We start from the raw sequence: 17473 nt of genomic DNA on the forward strand, positions 1-17473 counted from the left end.
GAACGCACATGAATGAATTACAGCTCGACGACTTCAAGACTGACGAAAATGCCGCCATGGTGTTGCTGGTGGACGATCAGGCGATGATCGGCGAGGCGGTAAGGCGCGGCTTGTCGAACGAAGAAAACATCGACTTCCACTTCTGCGCCGATCCGCACCAGGCCATCGCCCATGCGGTGCGCATCAAACCGACGGTGATCCTGCAGGATCTGGTCATGCCTGGCCTGGACGGCTTGAGCCTGGTGCGTGAGTACCGCAATCATCCGGCGACCAAGGACATTCCGATCATCGTCCTGTCGACCAAGGAAGACCCGCTGATCAAGAGCGCAGCATTCGCCGCCGGGGCCAACGATTACCTGGTCAAGCTGCCGGACAACATCGAGCTGGTGGCGCGCATCCGCTATCACTCGCGCTCCTACATGACCCTGTTGCAGCGGGATGCGGCTTACCGTGCGTTGCGGGTCAGCCAGCAGCAGTTGCTCGACACCAACTTGGTGCTGCAACGCCTGATGAACTCCGATGGCCTGACAGGGCTGTCGAACCGTCGGCATTTCGATGAGTACATGGAACTTGAATGGCGGCGTTCGCTGCGTGAGCAGAGCCAGTTGTCGTTGCTGATGATCGACGTGGATTACTTCAAGACCTATAACGACAGCTTCGGCCACCTGGAAGGCGATGAAGCCCTGCGCAAGGTTGCCTCGGCGATCCGCGAGGCGAGCGCCCGACCTTCGGACCTGCCGGCGCGTTACGGCGGCGAAGAGTTCGCCCTGGTGCTGCCCAATACGTCCCAGGGCGGGGCGCGGCTGGTGGCGGAAAAACTGCGCATGACCGTGGAAGCCTTGAAGATCCCGCACATTTCACCGATCGAAGGCTCCAGCCTGACGATCAGCATCGGGCTGTCGACTGTCACGCCGACAGCGGGCAGCAATTGCCGGGAACTGATCCTGGCGGCGGACAAGGGGCTGTATCTGGCGAAACACAATGGGCGTAATCAGGTCGGTATCGGCTAAGCACCCTGCAGGTGGCCCCAAACCATTCGCCGCGAAAGCCGCCAGGCGGGCTGCCGTGACAGCCTGATTACGTTATACTCGCCGGCTTTCAAAAGTTCGCCAACGAGTGCTGCCCGCCATGGAAATCAACCCGATCCTTAACACCATCAAGGACCTGTCCGAGCGCTCCGAAACCATTCGGGGGTATCTTTGACTACGATCAAAAGCATGAGCGTCTGACCGAGGTCAATCGCGAGCTTGAAGATCCGAGTGTCTGGAACAAACCTGAGTACGCCCAGGAGCTGGGCCGCGAGCGTTCTGCGCTGGCACAGATCGTCGAAACCCTCGACGAACTGACCGCCGGCCTGGCCGACTGCCGCGACCTGCTGGACATGGCTGTCGAAGAAAATGACGAAGGCGCGGTCGGTGATGTCGTCGCCGAGCTGGCCCGTCTCGAGGAAAACCTCGCCAAGCTTGAATTCCGCCGCATGTTCAGCCACGAAATGGACCCGAACAACGCCTACCTGGACATCCAGGCCGGCTCCGGCGGCACCGAAGCCCAGGACTGGGCCAACATCCTGTTGCGCATGTACCTGCGCTGGGCCGACAAACGCGGTTTCGACGCGACCATTATGGAACTGTCCGCCGGTGAAGTCGCCGGGATCAAGGGCGCCACCGTGCACATCAAGGGCGAATACGCCTTTGGCTGGCTGCGTACCGAGATCGGCGTGCACCGTCTGGTGCGCAAGAGCCCGTTCGACTCCGGCAACCGTCGCCACACGTCTTTCTCGGCGGTGTTCGTTTCCCCCGAAATCGATGACAAGGTGGAAATCGAAATCAACCCGGCAGACCTGCGGATTGACACCTATCGTTCCTCCGGTGCCGGTGGTCAGCACGTCAACACCACCGACTCGGCCGTACGTATCACTCACGTACCGACCAACACCGTGGTCAGCTGCCAGAACGAACGTTCCCAGCACGCCAACAAGGACACCGCCATGAAAATGTTGCGGGCCAAGTTGTACGAGCAGGAAATGCAGAAGCGCAACGCCGCGTCTCAGGCCCTGGAAGACACCAAGTCCGATATCGGCTGGGGTCACCAGATCCGCTCGTACGTGCTGGATGCCTCGCGGATCAAGGATCTGCGGACCAACATCGAACGCAGCGACTGCGACAAGGTGCTCGATGGCGACATCGACGAGTACCTCGAAGCCAGCCTGAAGTCCGGGCTGTAAGCTACTGACTCACCGCGATCCCCTGTAGGAGCCGGCTTGCCGGCGATCCCCGGCCGCAGGCCGGGGGCAATGAACCAGATGGAATATTTAAAGACATGAGCGACCTAGAACTCGACCCGCAAGCCCTGCAACAGGAAGAAAACTCCCTGATCGCCCTGCGCAAGGAAAAGCTTGCTGCCGAGCGCGCCAAGGGCAACGCCTTCCCGAACGACTTCCGCCGCGAAAACTACTGCGATGCCTTGCAGAAACAGTACGCGGACAAGACCAAGGAAGAGCTGGCAGAGGCTGCGATCCCGGTCAAGGTTGCCGGTCGCATCATGCTCAACCGTGGCTCGTTCATGGTGATCCAGGACATGACCGGTCGTATCCAGGTCTACGTCAACCGCAAGACCTTGTCCGAAGAAACCCTGGCCGCGGTGAAAACCTGGGACATGGGCGACATCATTGCCGCCGAAGGCACCCTGGCCCGTTCCGGCAAGGGCGACCTGTACGTTGAAATGACCACCGTGCGCCTGCTGACCAAATCCCTGCGCCCGCTGCCGGACAAGCACCACGGCCTGACCGACACCGAACAGCGCTATCGCCAGCGTTACGTTGACCTGATCGTCAACGAAGACGTGCGCCAGACCTTCCGCGTGCGTTCGCAAGTCATCGCCCACATCCGCAGCTTCCTGATGAAGCGCGACTTCCTGGAAGTGGAAACGCCGATGCTGCAAACCATCCCGGGCGGCGCGGCAGCCAAGCCGTTCGAAACCCACCACAACGCGCTGGACATGGAAATGTTCCTGCGTATCGCGCCTGAGCTGTACCTCAAGCGCCTCGTTGTCGGCGGCTTCGAGAAAGTGTTCGAGATCAACCGCAACTTCCGTAACGAAGGCGTTTCAACTCGTCACAACCCTGAATTCACCATGTTGGAGTTCTATCAGGCTTACGCCGACTACGAAGACAACATGGACCTGACCGAAGAACTGTTCCGTGAGCTGGCGCAGCTGGTGCTGGGCAGCACCGACGTGCCGTACGGCGACAAGGTCTTCCACTTCGGCGAGCCGTTCGCGCGTCTGTCGGTGTTCGACTCGATCCTCAAGTACAACCCTGAACTGACCGCTGACGACCTGAACGACATCGACAAGGCCCGTGCCATCGCCAAGAAAGCCGGCGCCAAGGTGCTGGGCTTCGAAGGTCTGGGCAAGCTGCAAGTGATGATTTTCGAAGAGCTGGTCGAGCACAAACTGGAACAGCCGCACTTCATCACCCAGTACCCGTTCGAAGTGTCGCCGCTGGCCCGTCGCAACGACGACAATCCGAACGTCACCGACCGTTTCGAGCTGTTCATCGGTGGCCGTGAAATCGCCAACGCCTACTCCGAGTTGAACGATGCGGAAGACCAGGCCGAGCGCTTCATGGCGCAGGTGGCCGACAAGGACGCCGGCGACGACGAAGCCATGCACTACGACGCCGACTTCGTTCGTGCGCTGGAGTACGGCATGCCGCCGACCGCGGGTGAAGGCATCGGTATCGACCGTCTGGTGATGCTGCTGACCAACTCCCCGTCGATCCGCGACGTGATCCTGTTCCCGCACATGCGGCCGCAAGCGTAAGTGTTTTCAATTAAAAAGCCGCCGTTCAGGCGGCTTTTTATTGCCTGTCTGGTACAAACGTATCAAATGGTTACTTTAGAAGTGAGAGAGGAGTTCCTGTCGTGAACGGTGTAATGGCTCAAGAAGGTGCGGCGGGGATTGCCACTGCAGTCGCTGAAAGCGTTCAGTACCAGGGGCGCAAGGCCAGCCGACAGGGCAGCGAACAGCGTCGACAGGACATTCTCGATGCCGCGATGCGCATTGTCGTGCGTGACGGTGTGCGGGGCGTCAAGCACCGGGCGGTGGCGGCGGAGGCTGGCGTGCCGTTGTCGGCAACCACCTACTATTTCAAGGATATCGATGACCTGCTCACCGATACCTTCGCTCAATACGTGGAGCGCAGTGCGGCCTACATGGCCAAACTGTGGGTGAACAATGAGGGCCTGCTGCGCGAAATGGTCGCCCGTGGCGACGGCAGCCCCCAGGCGCGTTCGACACTGGCGGACGACATTGCCCGACTGATGGCGGACTATGTTCACCGGCAATTGATCACCCGTCGTGAGCATTTGATGGCCGAGCAGGCGTTCCGCCAGGAAGCGCTGTTGAACCCACGCCTGGCGGTGTTGGTGCGCTCACATCAGCAAATCCTTTTGCAGGGTTCTTGCCAGCTTTTTCAGGTTTTGGGTTCCCGCGAGCCACAACAGGATGCCAAAGTGTTGACGTCTATAATCGGACGGATGGAATATCAGGGCCTGCTCAATGACGCCGAGCCGGTCGCCGAAGAAGAAATGCTCGGCATACTGACGCGTTATATGCATTTGGTGCTGGCATCGGTTTAATCCCGTGTGGGTGATGTCCCTTCAGGGGCAGTGGTCACTTGGATGCGTGCGTCGATAGGGAGTGTTGAATGAGAGCCTGGCGTGTCGTCGTGATCGCCTTGTCGTTTCTGCTGCTCAGTGGCTGTCTGGTGACTTTCAAGGAACCGCTGCCCGCGAGCGAGCCTGCGCCCAAAGGGTTGCTTGGCAAATGGACCAGCAGCAACGCCTGGGGTGAGCCGGTCAACCTTGAACTGACGCGCATCGGTGATAATCGCTATCAGGCGGTCAGTTACTTCCGGGCCACGCCCCGGGAGCGCGAAGCCTATCCTTTCACGGTGTCGCGCCACGGCAATCGCTGGTATCTGTCAGCGAAAGTGCCGGCGCAGTTCGGTGGCAACTTCACCATTGCCGGCTTTGAAATCACCGACAAGCACGAGTTGGTGGTCTATAACCTCGATCTTGAACAGATCAGGCAGGCACTGCAGCAAAAAGCCTTGAATGGTCAGGTCTTCCAGACTGACGATGGCGATGGCGTGCTGATCGACAACAGCATGGACCAGGTGTCCGCCTACCTTGATGACCCGGCCAACTCCGATGTGTTTGTCGAAGTGGTGCGTTACCAGCGCCAGGTCAAAGCCAAATAAACCCAGCACATAACGGTTTCTACAGGAGTTTCGGGTGGACGATTACCAGCAGTCGATACGCATTTTGTCCGATCGCATTGTGCTGGCGCAGACGCCGATCCGCGTGCTCGACGCGGTCAAATGGGACGAAAATATTCGCAAGGGCTTCCTCAAGGCCAAGGGCAAGGAAATGCCGGCGGTGGACCGCGACTACTACCTCAACCGGCCGCTCGCCTTCGACTCCAGCAAAGTGAAGCTGGAGTTCCAGAACATTGAGCGCGACATCACCCGCCAGCTCGGCCAGTTCAACCCGGTCGGGCAAATCATGCGCCGCATGTGCAAGGAATACCGCATGGTGGTGCGCATGCTCGAAGCGCGCGGCACCGAGGATTTCGGCCTGATTTCCCAAGAGTTGTACGGCGCCGCATCCGATGCGTTCCATGCCGGCGACCCGACGCTGTCCGACCTGGGCATGATGTTGTCCGAATACCTGAATAATATCGACGGCCGTGGCGATCTGAAGGATGAGCCTAAGACCCTGACGGCCAAGGACGCCGTCCACCTGCTGCAAACCCGCTTGAACAAGGTGTTTGGCGAGGCCGAGGAAACCATCCGGGTGTTCGAGTCCGACGGCATCGTCGCCGACGCGGCGGCGGGCGCTGACTACATCAAGATCCGCACCGACGCGATGTTCAACGAGCGTGACGTACGCGCCCTGGAAGTCCACGAAGGCCTGGTGCACGTCGGCACCACGCTCAACGGCTTGAACCAGCCGATCTGCACCTTCCTGGCCAAAGGCCCGCCCTCATCGACAGTGACCCAGGAAGGCCTGGCGATCCTGATGGAAATCATCACCTTCGCCTCCTACCCGAGCCGCCTGCGTAAACTGACCAACCGCACCCGCGCGATCCACATGGTGGAGGAGGGCGCGGACTTTCTGCAGGTGTTCGAATTCTTCCGCGAGCAAGGCTTCGAAATGCCCGAGAGTTACAGCAACGCCAGCCGTGTTTTCCGTGGCTCGGTGCCGACAGGTCTGCCGTTCACCAAAGACTTGTCCTACCTCAAGGGCTTCATCATGATTTACAACTACATTCAGCTGGCGGTGCGCAAAGGCAAGCTGGAGCAGATTCCGTTGCTGTTCTGCGGCAAGACCACACTGGAAGACATGCGCACGTTGCGCCAATTGGTGGATGAAGGATTGGTGGTGCCGCCCAAATACTTGCCGGAACAGTTCCGCGACATGAACGCGTTGTCGGCGTGGATGTGCTTCTCGAACTTCCTCAATCACCTGAGCCTGGACCGGATCGAGGCGGATTACTCCAATATCCTGTGAGCCTGTGGCGAGGGAGCAAGCTCCCTCGCCACAATCATTGCTCGGTTCACGAATGTCTGATCACTCTGCGAGGTTTCACCGGATGAGAATCCTCGGCACCCTCTGCCTTCTGCTGGCCCTGAGCGGTTGCAGCTCGTTGCTGTTCTATCCCGAACCCGGACAGTTGTTCACCCCGGAAAAAGCCAGGCTCGAATACCGCGAAGTCACCTTGATCACGGCCGACGGCCTCAAGCTGAACGCTTGGTGGTTGCCGGCGAAGGCCGGTGTCGAGGTCAAAGGCACGGTGCTGCACTTGCATGGCAACGGCGGCAATCTGCCGATGCACTTGGGCGGCAGCTATTGGTTGCCGGAGCAGGGCTACCAAGTGCTGATGCTGGACTATCGCGGTTACGGCTTGTCCGAAGGCAAACCGAGTCTGCCGGATATCTACCAGGACATCGACGCCGCGTTCAAATGGCTCGACCAGGCGCCCGAGGTCAAGGGCAAGCCGCTGATCCTGCTCGGCCAGAGCCTCGGTGGCTCGATGGCGGTTCACTACCTGGTGCAACACCCCGAGCGGCAAAAACGGCTCAAGGCTTTTGTGCTCGATGGGGTACCCGCCAGCTACCGTAGCGTTGGTCAATTTGCGTTGAGTCAATCGTGGGTGTTCTGGACGTTCCAGGTGCCGCTGTCCTGGCTGGTGCCGGACGGTGACAGCGCGATCAACGCCATCGACCAGCTCAATGGCGTACCGAAACTGATCTTCCACAGCATCGACGATCCGATCGTGCCTCTTTCCAACGGCATCCGTCTGTATCAAGCTGCGCCGCCGCCGCGAGTCTTGCAGTTGACCCGTGGCGGTCATGTGCAAACGTTCGCCGACCCGGTCTGGCGCACCGTCATGCTGCGCTACCTTGACGACCCGCAGCATTTCAACGGCCTGCGCCGCCTGGGTGAAATTCCCAATTACCCGGCAGCCAAGCCTTCAGAAACCGAACCACCAGAGAGCCCGCAATGAGTGAAGAACGTAACGCCATCCCGCTGATCATCACCGGTATCTGCAGCATCCTCGGCACCGTGGGCGCCCTGTGGTGGTACGGCTACCTGCACTTCGCCAAGCCCGAGGATGCGTTGCTGCTCAACGAATTCACCATGCTCAAGACCGTGCCGGGCGAAGACTATAAAGTCTCCCTGGAGCCGGCCGCGCAAGTGGCGCAGTGCATCGATGGCGTGCTGGTGTTGTTCGACACCGAACAGAAGGGCCTGACCGGCGTACTGGTCAACAACCGCAAGAAAGCCGTGCGTTGCATGGGCCAGGAAACGCCGCAGAAGCTGGAGCCATAAACCGATTTTCACAGGCAACACAGAACCAAAGTGGGAGCCAGCCTGCTGGCGATTGCGATTGAACATTCAACAATGATGTTGACTGATCCACCGCTATCGCCAGCAGACTGGCTCCCACAGGTTTTTGCGTGATGACAACTTACTGGGCGTAAGCGCTCACCGCCGAACGCGGCATCACCGGCTGGTTGTCATTGGAAATGGTCACTTCCACGCGACGGTTTTGCGCCCGGCCCGAGGTGCTGGTGTTATCCGCCACCGGGTATTCCTTGCCATAACCCTGAGCGACGATGCGGGTCGGGTCGACACCCATCTTCACCAGTGCCATGCGCACGGAGTTGGCGCGACGTTCCGACAGCGACTGGTTGTGCGCCGCTGTACCGGTGCTATCGGTGTAGCCCTCGACGATCGCTTTGCGATCAGGATTTTCCTGGAGGTACTGCGCCAGTTTGTTGATGTTCATCAGACCGTTGGACTTCAGCTCCGCCTTGTCGGTGGCGAACAGCACGTCGCCGAAGGTCACCAGCGTGCCGCGATCGGTCTGCTTGGCATTGAGGCTGTCCTGCAGCTGTTTGATCTGCTGATCGCGAGCGTCGAGACGGGCCTGGGCACGTTGCGCCGAAGCGTTTTTCAGATTGGCTTCCGCGGTGCGCAGGGCAATGGTCTGCTTGGCGACTTCAACGCGCTGGTTGGTCAGGTAGGCCAGCTGATCGACCTTGGCTTGATCTTCCTTATCCAGATACGCCTTGTCGGCCTTGTCCAGATAGTCGCTCGCTTCCTTGGTTTCCAGTGCCGCGACTTTGCTGGCCTGCGGGTTGGCTTGCAGGCCGGTGTAGTTCGAACGTGCCTGTTCAAGGTTGGCGTTGGGCGGCGTGGAACAGGCAGCCAAGGCAACGCTGGCGGCCAGCAGAGCAGGGATCATCAGATGTTTGGAATTCATGGTGTCGTCCTTTTAGTCGGTTGAGAATGACGTCATGCCGCGCCGTTACTGAACGGTACGCTGGCTTTCCTGACGCAGTTCCTGAACCCCTTTCTGAGAGTCCTTCACAGCCTGTTCGGCTTTCATCGCCTGGGCTTTGCGCTCGGCCACGCGAGCATCCCACTCAGCCTGTTCGGCCAGGGTTTTGGCCTGGTCGTACTGTTTGTCGTGCATGGCAATTTCGGCTTGCTTGAGCTTGTCTTGTGCCGCCTTCATTTCCACGGCCGCGAATTCGGTACCGCCCGCGCTGACGGCGCTATTGACTGCAGACTCGGTGACAGCGAATTGTTCGGTCGGTGGATTGCCGGCGCAACCGGCCAGCACAAGGCTGCCACCGATGGCCAGGGCTGCCATTTTCAGGCCATGTAACGGGGTAAACGAGGATTTGCCGGTTCTGGTTTTCATGGTCTTCAACTCCATTGGACTACTTCCTGAACAACGTGAACATCCATCCTGGGCAAGGAGCCGCAACCGTCATTTTCGGGTCGTTTTGAAACGGCCGTCCCAGGCTTGGTTATTTGGGTTGACCCGCGGCGTTTTTTGAAAGTTCAGAGAATTTAGCCAGCTATCGAAAAAAACTGTGACGGAGGACAGGGCTCTATATCGGGAACTTTGGCGATGCGTGGCGGTATTTCCGACCTTCCGGGAGTGCGCAAGTACGCAATGACTGAGGGAGTTTCAGACGCATGTGGGAGCGAGCCTGCTCGCGAAAGCGTCCGTCAGCAGTCATTGATATCGACTGACACAACGCCTTCGCGAGCAGGCTCGCTCCCACAGTTCAATCAGTGTTTTTGTTTGTCGTTACCGGCCGACAAATCGTGCAGATGGCGCCGCGATAGCGCGAGAAAACGTGGCGTCGGGCCGATGTCTTCGTACAGCGGATCACCTTCCTCGTCGGTGGCCACCACCGTCGGACCTTTCACGTACGGGAAGCTCTTTTCGAGTTCTTCGAGGGCGGCGCCGATCAACTCGCCAAGCAGTTCTTCGGGATGCCGTTTAGGGTACATCTCGGTAATCGCCGCCAAGCGTGCGGCCGCTTCGACGTCCAGGTGAATCGTATAGCCGGTCTTGGTCAGGCGACCCTTGGCGTTTTCTTCCCAATGCTGGGCGAGTTCACGGATTTTCATAATGACCTCATTGCGCGCCTGCTCGTGGCAGGCCGGGAGAATATCCGGCGTTGGCCGGCGACAGCCGTTGTGCGGCTTACTGTTCAGACTAGCTTCAACGCACAAGGTTTAAAGGTCCTTCGTCGTCTTGCTTGTAAGAAGACCTCTGGAGCGGCACTCTTGGGTTTGCTGGCCGCCCGGATTCTTTGTTGGAGAACTGCTGATGACCGATATCGATGCACGCTTGCGCGAGGACGTTCACCTGTTGGGTGAACTGTTGGGCAACACCATTCGTGAACAGTACGGGGAGGGCTTCCTCGACAAGATCGAGCAGATCCGCAAAGGCGCCAAGGCTGACCGTCGCGGCTCCATGGACGCCGAACTGAGCGCGAGCCTCAACCAGTTGACGGAAGATGAGTTGCTGCCGGTGGCGCGGGCGTTCAACCAGTTCCTTAACCTGGCCAATATCGCCGAGCAGTACCAGCTGATTCATCGTCGCGAAGAATCCCGACAGGCGCCGTTCGAGGCTCGGGTGTTGCCGGAGTTGCTCGCGCGCTTGCGCGCCGAAGGCCACGGCGCCGAGTCACTGGCCCGGCAACTCGGGCGACTGGAGATCGAACTGGTGCTGACCGCGCACCCGACCGAAGTCGCGCGCCGCACGCTGATTCAGAAATACGATGCCATCGCCGCGCAACTGGCCGCCCAGGATCACCGAGACCTGACCAGCGCCGAGCGCGAAAAGATCAAGTCGACCTTGCAGCGCTTGATCGCCGAAGCCTGGCACACAGAAGAAATCCGCCGCACGCGCCCGACACCGGTCGATGAAGCCAAGTGGGGTTTCGCGGTGATCGAGCATTCGCTGTGGCAGGCGATTCCCAACTATCTGCGCAAGGCCGACCAGGCACTGCACGCCGCCACTGGCTTGCGCTTGCCCCTGGAAGCCGCGCCGATTCGCTTTGCCTCGTGGATGGGGGGCGACCGCGACGGCAACCCCAACGTGACGGCGGCGGTCACTCGTGAAGTGCTGCTGTTGGCGCGCTGGATGGCCGCTGATTTGTACCTGCGCGACGTCGATCACCTTGCAGCCGAACTGTCGATGCAGCAAGCCAGCGACGAACTGAAGGCCAGGGCCGGTGACAGTGCCGAGCCTTACCGCGCGGTACTCAAGCAACTGCGCGAACGCCTTCGCGCGACCCGCAACTGGGCTCACACGGCGCTGACTACGCCGACGCCGGCACCGGCCGATGTACTGCAAAACAACCGCGAACTGCTTGATCCGCTGGAGCTGTGCTACCACTCGCTGCATCAGTGCGGCATGGGCGTGATCGCCGACGGGCCGTTGCTCGATTGCCTGCGCCGGGCGGTGACGTTCGGCCTGTTCCTGGTGCGGCTGGACGTGCGCCAGGACTCGTCGCGGCATAGTGCTGCGATGACCGAAATCACCGATTACCTCGGGGTGGGCCGTTACGAGGATTGGAGCGAGGAGGAGCGCATCACCTTCCTGACCCGTGAACTGAACAACCGTCGGCCATTGCTGCCCGCCCACTACAAACCGTCCGCCGACACCGCCGAAGTGCTGGCGACCTGCCGGGAAATCGCCGCCGCGCCGGGCGCATCCCTGGGCTCGTACGTGATCTCCATGGCCGGTGCCGCTTCCGATGTGCTGGCGGTGCAACTGCTGCTCAAAGAGTCCGGCGTGTTGCGGCCGATGCGCGTGGTGCCACTGTTCGAAACCCTCGCCGACCTCGACAACGCCGGCCCGGTGATCGAAAAACTGTTGCTGCTGCCGGGCTATCGCTCGCGCCTGCAAGGGCCGCAGGAAGTCATGATCGGTTACTCCGACTCGGCCAAGGACGCCGGCACCACGGCGGCGGCGTGGGCGCAGTATCGGGCGCAAGAACGTTTGGTGGACATTTGCCGCGAGCAACAAGTGGAACTGCTGTTGTTCCACGGTCGTGGCGGCACCGTGGGCCGTGGCGGTGGCCCGGCGCATGCGGCGATTCTGTCGCAGCCACCGGGTTCGGTGGCGGGGCGTTTCCGTACCACCGAGCAAGGGGAAATGATTCGTTTCAAATTCGGCCTGCCGGACATCGCCGAACAAAACCTCAATCTGTACTTGGCGGCGGTGCTCGAAGCGACCTTGCTGCCACCGCCACCTCCGACGCCCGAATGGCGCCACTTGATGGACGAACTGGCCGCCGATGGGGTCAGCGCCTACCGTGCCGTGGTGCGGGAGAACCCGCAGTTCGTCGAGTACTTCCGCCAGTCGACCCCGGAACAGGAATTGGGACGCTTGCCACTGGGCAGTCGCCCGGCCAAGCGCCGCGCCGGCGGCATCGAAAGCCTGCGGGCCATCCCGTGGATCTTCGGCTGGACGCAGACGCGCCTGATGCTGCCGGCCTGGCTAGGCTGGGAGGCGGCGCTAAGCAATGCGCTGGAGCGTGGCGAGGGCGAGTTGCTGGGGCAGATGCGCGAGCAGTGGCCGTTCTTCCGCACCCGCATCGACATGCTGGAAATGGTCCTGGCCAAGGCCGACGCCGATATCGCGCAATCTTACGATGCGCGCTTGGTCGAGCCGGATCTGCTGCCGTTGGGCGTGCACTTACGCGACCTATTGTCGCAGGCGTGCTCGATCGTGCTGGGGCTGACCGGTCAGTCGCAACTACTGGCACATAGCCCAGCCACCCTCGAATTCATCCGCTTGCGCAACACCTACCTCGACCCGCTTCATCTATTGCAGGCCGAGTTGCTGGCGCGTTCACGGCAACAGGATGTGGCGCAGGGCAGCCCGGTGGAGCAAGCGTTGCTGGTGTCTGTGGCGGGGATTGCCGCCGGTTTGCGAAATACCGGCTAAGGTTTTTGTCGTTGGCCATGGCATCCGGAGCATTGGCCGGATGCCGCCGCGCGCCGCGGATAAAAGTGCGGCCAGGCGACAGTTAATGTTGGGGTTGCGACTAGGCAAACCGTGTCCAAAGGTCTCAGCCGAGGCTGGTTTCTCCGACTTTTGGCGGCTTGTGTGGGCGCAGCCTGCTGTGTATCTTGATCAGCCTTTGGCCGTTTGGGCGGTCACGACCCTATTTTTGAGATTGGCCCCACGAGGCGAATCTGACGTTATCTATATAAAAAATTGAGGAGCACATCGATGCGCGTCATTCTGCTGGGAGCTCCCGGGGCCGGTAAAGGTACTCAGGCTAAGTTCATCACCGAAAAATTCGGCATTCCGCAAATCTCCACCGGCGACATGCTGCGTGCTGCGGTCAAGGCCGGCACCGAGCTGGGCATCAAGGCCAAGAGCATCATGGATGCCGGTGGCCTGGTCTCCGACGACCTGATCATCGCGCTGGTCAAAGACCGTATCGCCCAGGCGGATTGCGCCAACGGTTTCCTGTTCGACGGTTTCCCGCGCACCATTCCTCAGGCTGAAGCCCTGGTGACTGCCGGCGTCGAGCTGGATGCCGTGGTCGAGATCGCCGTTGAAGACGAAGAAATCGTCCAGCGTATTGCCGGTCGCCGTGTTCACGAGGCCAGCGGCCGCGTTTACCACATCGTCTACAACCCGCCGAAAATTGCCGGCAAAGACGACATCACCGGTGAAGAGCTCGTACAGCGCAAGGACGACACCGAAGAAACCGTGCGTCATCGCCTGTCGGTCTACCATTCGCAAACCAAGCCGCTGGTGGATTTCTACCAGAAGCTGTCGGCTGCCAATGGCAAGCCGAAGTACAGCCATATCGAAGGCGTCGGTTCGGTAGAAGCGATTACCGCCAAGGTACTTGCAGCCCTGAGCTGAAAAGTCTGATCCGCTGCATCACCCACGGCCCGCTTGCGGGCCGTAGTTGTTTATACTGACGCACTTTTTTCTGACCTCTTGTTACGGAAACATCGATGAGCACCTTGTTGGCCCTGGACACCGCGACTGAAGCTTGCTCCGTTGCCTTGCTGCATGACGGCAAAGTCACGAGCCATTACGAGGTGATCCCGCGCTTGCATGCGCAGAAACTGCTGCCGATGATCCAGCAGTTGCTGGCCGACGCCGGCACCACCCTGCAAGCGGTCGATGCCATCGCTTTCGGCCGCGGCCCGGGCGCCTTCACCGGCGTGCGAATTGCCATCGGCGTCGTCCAGGGGCTGGCGTTCGCGCTGGATCGCCCAGTGTTGCCGGTGTCGAACCTCGCCGTACTGGCCCAGCGCGCTTACCGCGAACAGGGTGTGAGCCAGGTTGCAGCCGCTATCGATGCACGCATGGACGAGGTGTATTGGGGGTGTTACCGCGAAACGGCAGGGGAGATGCGGCTGGTCGGCGCTGAAGCCGTATTGCCGCCCGAGTCCGCCGCATTGCCGGCTGATGCCAGCGGCGAATGGTTTGGCGCCGGTACCGGCTGGGGTTATGGTGAGCGTATCGCGGTCAGCCTGAGCGGGCAGGACGCGGGCATGCTGCCCCATGCCGAAGACTTGCTGACCCTGGCGCGGTTTGCCTGGGAGCGTGGCGAGGCCATCGTCGCCGATAATGCGCAGCCTGTTTATCTGCGGGACAAAGTGGCGACGCCGAAGGCACGTTAATCCACCAGGTTCGCCGGTGAGGATGCGTTTGTGGCGAGGGAGCTTGCTCCCTCGCCACATCTTGTTCCAATTTGGCCAATCGTCGTTTTCTAACCGTAGCTTTTAAACCTTTTGCCTTTTATGTGTTCTAGTTATCACTCGGCGGTTTGCGAAGTGGGCTGTGCGCCACTAAACTGCCATCACTGATACCGAGCATGCATTTATGCGTATAGACGGCATTTCCTCTCAGTCCTACCCCATCAAGCGCAAGCCTCGCAAAGGCCATGTGGTGGAGGACGAGTCCGTCGAAATTGACGGCGATGCGGAATTTCCGTCCGAAGAGCAACTGGCCGCTCGTGCCGCCAAATCCGCTGCGCAACGCCTGAGCAATCTTCCCGCCCGCCAGCAAGACATGCTTTACCACCGCGCGATGAGCAAAAGTGTGGCGATGGCCCTGGCCAGCTACCTCAGCACCGCCGGTTTCGTCGATTGGGATGCGGAAGTGCTGGGTCTCGACCTGTACATCTGATGTTGCTGCCTTACTACCTCGGCTGCCCATCCTGGAGTGAAAACGCCTGGCGCGACTCTCTGTACCCGCCGGACGCCAGGTCCAGCGACTTTCTTGCTCTCTATTCCCAAGTATTCAACGCCGTAGAAGGCAATACGACCTTCTACGCGAGCCCGGCTGCCAGTACCGTGCAGCGCTGGGCCGAGACGATGCCCGAGCACTTCCGTTTCACCGCCAAGTTCCCCGGCGACATCAGCCACGGTGGTGACCTGCGTGAACAGCTGACCGCCGCTGAAACCTTCACCCGACTGCTCAGCCCCTTGGGCGAACGGGTATCGCCGCTGTGGCTGCAACTGTCGAAAAGCTTCACCCCGCAACGCTTGCCCGAGCTGGCTGCGTTCATCGATGCGCTGGAGCGGCCATTGGCAGTGGAAGTGCGGCACGATGATTTCTTTGCCAAGGGTGACAGCGAACGAATGCTCAATCGCCTCTTGCTGGATCGCGGCGTTGAACGCATCTGTCTCGACCCGCGCGCCCTGTTCAGCTGCACGTCAACCGCTCCGTCGGTGCTTCACGCGCAATCGAAGAAACCGCGTGTTCCTCCTCGTCCGGCGGCGTTCACCCAGTTCCCGCAGGTGCGTTTCATCGGTCATCCAGAACTGGAGGCCAATGACCCGTTTCTGCTGCCATGGGTGGAGAAAATCGCCCAGTGGATCGAAGAAGGTCGCACGCCGTATATCTTCCTGCACACCGCCGACAACCTGCTGGCGGCGAAACTGGCGCAGCGTTTTCACCGTCGCCTGATGCTGCGATTGCCTGGCTTGCCAGCGTTGCCTGAGTTATACAGAGAACCCGCCGCCGAGCAACTTGGCTTACTCTGAAGGCGGATTCGTTCGCCCTTCAGGAGCCTGCCAATGGATGCGCAAACCCTTCGAGCCCAAGCGTTCAAAGCCTTGCATGAGCGCAACGGCGTTTTTGTGATTCCTAATCCTTGGGATGCCGGTTCGGCAAAAATGCTCGCCAGCCTGGGGTTCGAGGCGCTGGCAACCACCAGTGCCGGTTACGCGTTTTCCAAGGCACGCCCCGATGGTGGATTGACTCTGGACGAAACCCTGGACAACGTCCGGGCGATCGTCGCCGCCACCGATTTGCCGGTCGCAGTCGATCTGGAAAACGGTTTTGCCGATGACCCGGTCGATTGCGCAAAAAGCCTATTGCGCGCGGCGGAGGCCGGGGCGGTGGGGGGCTCGATCGAGGATGCCACCGGCCGTGCGGATGCTCCAATCTTTTGTTTCGAGCACGCCGTGGCGCGCATTGAGGCCGCCGTCGCTGCCGCCCGCAGCTTGCCTTTCCCTTTCACGCTGACAGCCCGGGCGGAAAACTTCCTGCATGGCAATCCGGACCTCGACGATACCATTCGCCGTCTGCAAGCGTTCGCTGAGGCTGGCGCCGACGTGTTATATGCGCCGGGGTTGCGCAGTGCCGAAGACGTGCTGGCGGTGGTCCGCGCGGTGGCGCCGAAACCGGTCAATGTGTTGATGTCCGGCGGCCTGAAGCTGAAGGTCGAGCAGTTGAGGGGAATGGGCGTCAAGCGCATCAGTGTCGGCTCGGCGCTGGCACTGGCGGCGTTGGGCGAGTTCTACCGCGCCGCCGAAGAAATCCAGACGTCAGGCACTTTCGGATTCACTTCTCGAAGCATGCCGTATGCCCAAGCCAATCAATTGTTCAAGGGTTAAGCATGGGCGGCGGCCGTTGGTTCCTGCTGCTGTTGCTGATCATTGGCGGCGCGGTGTTCAGCGTCTGGCGCGGGTGGCTGGACATCCCGCCGCAGTGGAATCCATGGGCACCGCTGGACGTGAAAGCCACGCCGAACCTGCTGACCCGCTACAAGTTGATGCGCCTGCACGATGAGCCGCAGCTCTGCATGCAAGCCTTGAGCAGTTCCGGTTTGCGGGTAGCCCCGCAAGCCGACAGCCCCGACGCCAAATGCCCGCTCACCGACGCACTGCGCGTGCAGGGCGGCGATGTGGCCCTGAGCAGCAGTTTCATCGCCAGTTGCCGCCTGGCCGTGTCATTCGCGCTGTTCGAGCATCACGCCCTGCAACCGGCGGCGCAGAAGGTCTACGGACAAGCGGTCACGCGTGTCGATCATCTCGGCAGCTTTGCCTGTCGCAATGTCTACAACCGTGAGAGTGGCCGGCTCAGTCAGCACGCGTCGGCCAATGCGCTGGACATCGCCGGTTTTCGACTGGCGGATGGTCGAACCATCAGCGTGCTCAAGGATTGGCCCAAGGACAATCAGGATGCGCAGTTTCTAAGACAGGTCCGCGATGGCGCCTGTGGCCTGTTCAGTGTGGTCTTGAGTCCGGATTACAACGCCGCCCATCGCAATCACTTTCATGTGGATGCCGGGCCTTGGTGGGTGTGTCGTTGAGTCGGTCGTTGA

Annotated in this window: 18 protein-coding genes; 15 read left to right on the top strand and 3 right to left on the bottom strand. The window is 60.5% G+C overall.

Annotated features, from left to right (window positions below; translation table 11 throughout):
• Positions 1-8: 8 nt before the first annotated feature.
• The 8 genes from BVK86_RS12380 to BVK86_RS12415 all read left to right on the top strand — a co-directional run bounded on the left by BVK86_RS12380 (position 9) and on the right by BVK86_RS12415 (position 7898).
• A complete protein-coding gene (locus BVK86_RS12380; RefSeq protein WP_075946704.1) occupies positions 9-1010 on the top strand; it encodes a response regulator in 1002 nt (333 codons plus the stop codon).
• A gap of 118 nt (positions 1011-1128) precedes the next feature.
• A protein-coding gene (prfB, locus tag BVK86_RS12385; RefSeq protein WP_139315765.1) for a peptide chain release factor 2 occupies positions 1129-2224 on the top strand; the annotation gives its coding sequence in 2 pieces (ribosomal slippage) (positions 1129-1200 and positions 1202-2224; 1095 coding nt in all).
• Positions 2225-2319: 95 nt separating this feature from the next.
• Positions 2320-3822 (top strand): lysine--tRNA ligase, encoded by a 1503-nt coding sequence (gene lysS, locus BVK86_RS12390; protein ID WP_075946705.1) that lies wholly within the window; start codon positions 2320-2322, stop codon positions 3820-3822.
• A 113-nt stretch (positions 3823-3935) separates the two neighbouring features.
• The gene (locus BVK86_RS12395; RefSeq protein ID WP_075946706.1) at positions 3936-4640 is read left to right on the top strand and encodes a TetR/AcrR family transcriptional regulator; all 705 of its coding nucleotides are present in this window, start codon (positions 3936-3938) and stop codon (positions 4638-4640) included.
• A 68-nt stretch (positions 4641-4708) separates the two neighbouring features.
• Positions 4709-5263: a hypothetical protein gene (locus BVK86_RS12400; RefSeq protein WP_075946707.1), complete on the top strand. Its 555-nt coding sequence runs from the start codon at positions 4709-4711 to the stop codon at positions 5261-5263.
• 34 nt (positions 5264-5297) lie between these two features.
• Positions 5298-6575 (top strand): flavohemoglobin expression-modulating QEGLA motif protein, encoded by a 1278-nt coding sequence (locus BVK86_RS12405; RefSeq protein ID WP_075946708.1) that lies wholly within the window; start codon positions 5298-5300, stop codon positions 6573-6575.
• Between the two features lie 82 nt (positions 6576-6657).
• Entirely contained in the window at positions 6658-7572 is a 915-nt protein-coding gene (locus tag BVK86_RS12410) for an alpha/beta hydrolase (RefSeq protein WP_075946709.1), read from the top strand.
• Positions 7569-7898, top strand: coding sequence for a PA3694 family proteiin (locus BVK86_RS12415; RefSeq protein WP_075946710.1), 330 nt, complete (start codon positions 7569-7571; stop codon positions 7896-7898). Before BVK86_RS12410 ends, BVK86_RS12415 begins: the two co-directional genes overlap by 4 nt.
• 139 nt (positions 7899-8037) lie before the next feature.
• On the opposite strand, the gene lptF is transcribed toward BVK86_RS12415, so the two are convergent.
• The 3 genes from lptF to BVK86_RS12430 form a co-directional block, all read right to left on the bottom strand.
• Positions 8038-8835, bottom strand: coding sequence for a lipotoxin F family OmpA-related lipoprotein LptF (lptF, locus tag BVK86_RS12420; protein WP_075946711.1), 798 nt, complete (start codon positions 8833-8835; stop codon positions 8038-8040).
• 45 nt (positions 8836-8880) lie between these two features.
• Positions 8881-9294 (bottom strand): DUF4398 domain-containing protein, encoded by a 414-nt coding sequence (locus tag BVK86_RS12425; protein WP_075946712.1) that lies wholly within the window; start codon positions 9292-9294, stop codon positions 8881-8883.
• Positions 9295-9656: 362 nt separating this feature from the next.
• Positions 9657-10001 carry a pilin assembly protein gene (locus BVK86_RS12430; RefSeq protein ID WP_075946713.1) on the bottom strand — a complete coding sequence of 115 codons (345 nt, stop codon included), beginning with the start codon at positions 9999-10001 and terminating at the stop codon, positions 9657-9659.
• A gap of 202 nt (positions 10002-10203) precedes the next feature.
• On the opposite strand from BVK86_RS12430, the gene ppc reads away from it, so the two are divergent.
• The 7 genes from ppc to BVK86_RS12465 all read left to right on the top strand — a co-directional run bounded on the left by ppc (position 10204) and on the right by BVK86_RS12465 (position 17461).
• Positions 10204-12834, top strand: a complete 2631-nt coding sequence (gene ppc / locus BVK86_RS12435) for a phosphoenolpyruvate carboxylase (protein WP_075946714.1) — start codon at positions 10204-10206, stop codon at positions 12832-12834.
• Between the two features lie 288 nt (positions 12835-13122).
• Entirely contained in the window at positions 13123-13770 is a 648-nt protein-coding gene (gene adk / locus BVK86_RS12440) for an adenylate kinase (RefSeq protein WP_075946715.1), read from the top strand.
• Positions 13771-13865: 95 nt separating this feature from the next.
• The gene (gene tsaB / locus BVK86_RS12445) at positions 13866-14540 is read left to right on the top strand and encodes a tRNA (adenosine(37)-N6)-threonylcarbamoyltransferase complex dimerization subunit type 1 TsaB (RefSeq protein WP_075946716.1); all 675 of its coding nucleotides are present in this window, start codon (positions 13866-13868) and stop codon (positions 14538-14540) included.
• Positions 14541-14742: 202 nt separating this feature from the next.
• Positions 14743-15048: a hypothetical protein gene (locus tag BVK86_RS12450; protein WP_075946717.1), complete on the top strand. Its 306-nt coding sequence runs from the start codon at positions 14743-14745 to the stop codon at positions 15046-15048.
• Positions 15048-15908 carry a DUF72 domain-containing protein gene (locus BVK86_RS12455; RefSeq protein WP_075946718.1) on the top strand — a complete coding sequence of 287 codons (861 nt, stop codon included), beginning with the start codon at positions 15048-15050 and terminating at the stop codon, positions 15906-15908. The genes BVK86_RS12450 and BVK86_RS12455 overlap by 1 nt, the downstream gene beginning before the upstream one ends.
• A 33-nt stretch (positions 15909-15941) precedes the next feature.
• Positions 15942-16763 (top strand): isocitrate lyase/PEP mutase family protein, encoded by an 822-nt coding sequence (locus BVK86_RS12460; RefSeq protein WP_075946719.1) that lies wholly within the window; start codon positions 15942-15944, stop codon positions 16761-16763.
• A gap of 2 nt (positions 16764-16765) precedes the next feature.
• On the top strand, positions 16766-17461 hold the full coding sequence (locus BVK86_RS12465) for an extensin-like domain-containing protein (RefSeq protein WP_075946720.1): 696 nt from the start codon (positions 16766-16768) through the stop codon (positions 17459-17461).
• The last annotated feature ends 12 nt before the right edge of the window (positions 17462-17473 follow it).

Source organism: Pseudomonas reinekei, from assembly GCF_001945365.1.
In the GTDB taxonomy this organism is placed as follows: Bacteria; Pseudomonadota; Gammaproteobacteria; order Pseudomonadales; family Pseudomonadaceae; genus Aquipseudomonas; species Aquipseudomonas reinekei.

What these genes read in the sequence shown, in the direction of transcription:
- BVK86_RS12380 (WP_075946704.1), top strand. Translation starts at nt 9, where the DNA reads ATGAATGAATTACAGCTCGACGACTTCAAGACTGACGAAAATGCCGCC.
- lysS (WP_075946705.1), top strand. Translation starts at nt 2,320, where the DNA reads ATGAGCGACCTAGAACTCGACCCGCAAGCCCTGCAACAGGAAGAAAAC.
- BVK86_RS12395 (WP_075946706.1), top strand. Translation starts at nt 3,936, where the DNA reads ATGGCTCAAGAAGGTGCGGCGGGGATTGCCACTGCAGTCGCTGAAAGC.
- BVK86_RS12400 (WP_075946707.1), top strand. Translation starts at nt 4,709, where the DNA reads ATGAGAGCCTGGCGTGTCGTCGTGATCGCCTTGTCGTTTCTGCTGCTC.
- BVK86_RS12410 (WP_075946709.1), top strand. Translation starts at nt 6,658, where the DNA reads ATGAGAATCCTCGGCACCCTCTGCCTTCTGCTGGCCCTGAGCGGTTGC.
- BVK86_RS12415 (WP_075946710.1), top strand. Translation starts at nt 7,569, where the DNA reads ATGAGTGAAGAACGTAACGCCATCCCGCTGATCATCACCGGTATCTGC.
- lptF (WP_075946711.1), bottom strand. Translation starts at nt 8,835, where the DNA reads ATGAATTCCAAACATCTGATGATCCCTGCTCTGCTGGCCGCCAGCGTT.
- BVK86_RS12425 (WP_075946712.1), bottom strand. Translation starts at nt 9,294, where the DNA reads ATGGAGTTGAAGACCATGAAAACCAGAACCGGCAAATCCTCGTTTACC.
- BVK86_RS12430 (WP_075946713.1), bottom strand. Translation starts at nt 10,001, where the DNA reads ATGAAAATCCGTGAACTCGCCCAGCATTGGGAAGAAAACGCCAAGGGT.
- ppc (WP_075946714.1), top strand. Translation starts at nt 10,204, where the DNA reads ATGACCGATATCGATGCACGCTTGCGCGAGGACGTTCACCTGTTGGGT.
- adk (WP_075946715.1), top strand. Translation starts at nt 13,123, where the DNA reads ATGCGCGTCATTCTGCTGGGAGCTCCCGGGGCCGGTAAAGGTACTCAG.
- tsaB (WP_075946716.1), top strand. Translation starts at nt 13,866, where the DNA reads ATGAGCACCTTGTTGGCCCTGGACACCGCGACTGAAGCTTGCTCCGTT.
- BVK86_RS12450 (WP_075946717.1), top strand. Translation starts at nt 14,743, where the DNA reads ATGCGTATAGACGGCATTTCCTCTCAGTCCTACCCCATCAAGCGCAAG.
- BVK86_RS12455 (WP_075946718.1), top strand. Translation starts at nt 15,048, where the DNA reads ATGTTGCTGCCTTACTACCTCGGCTGCCCATCCTGGAGTGAAAACGCC.
- BVK86_RS12460 (WP_075946719.1), top strand. Translation starts at nt 15,942, where the DNA reads ATGGATGCGCAAACCCTTCGAGCCCAAGCGTTCAAAGCCTTGCATGAG.
- BVK86_RS12465 (WP_075946720.1), top strand. Translation starts at nt 16,766, where the DNA reads ATGGGCGGCGGCCGTTGGTTCCTGCTGCTGTTGCTGATCATTGGCGGC.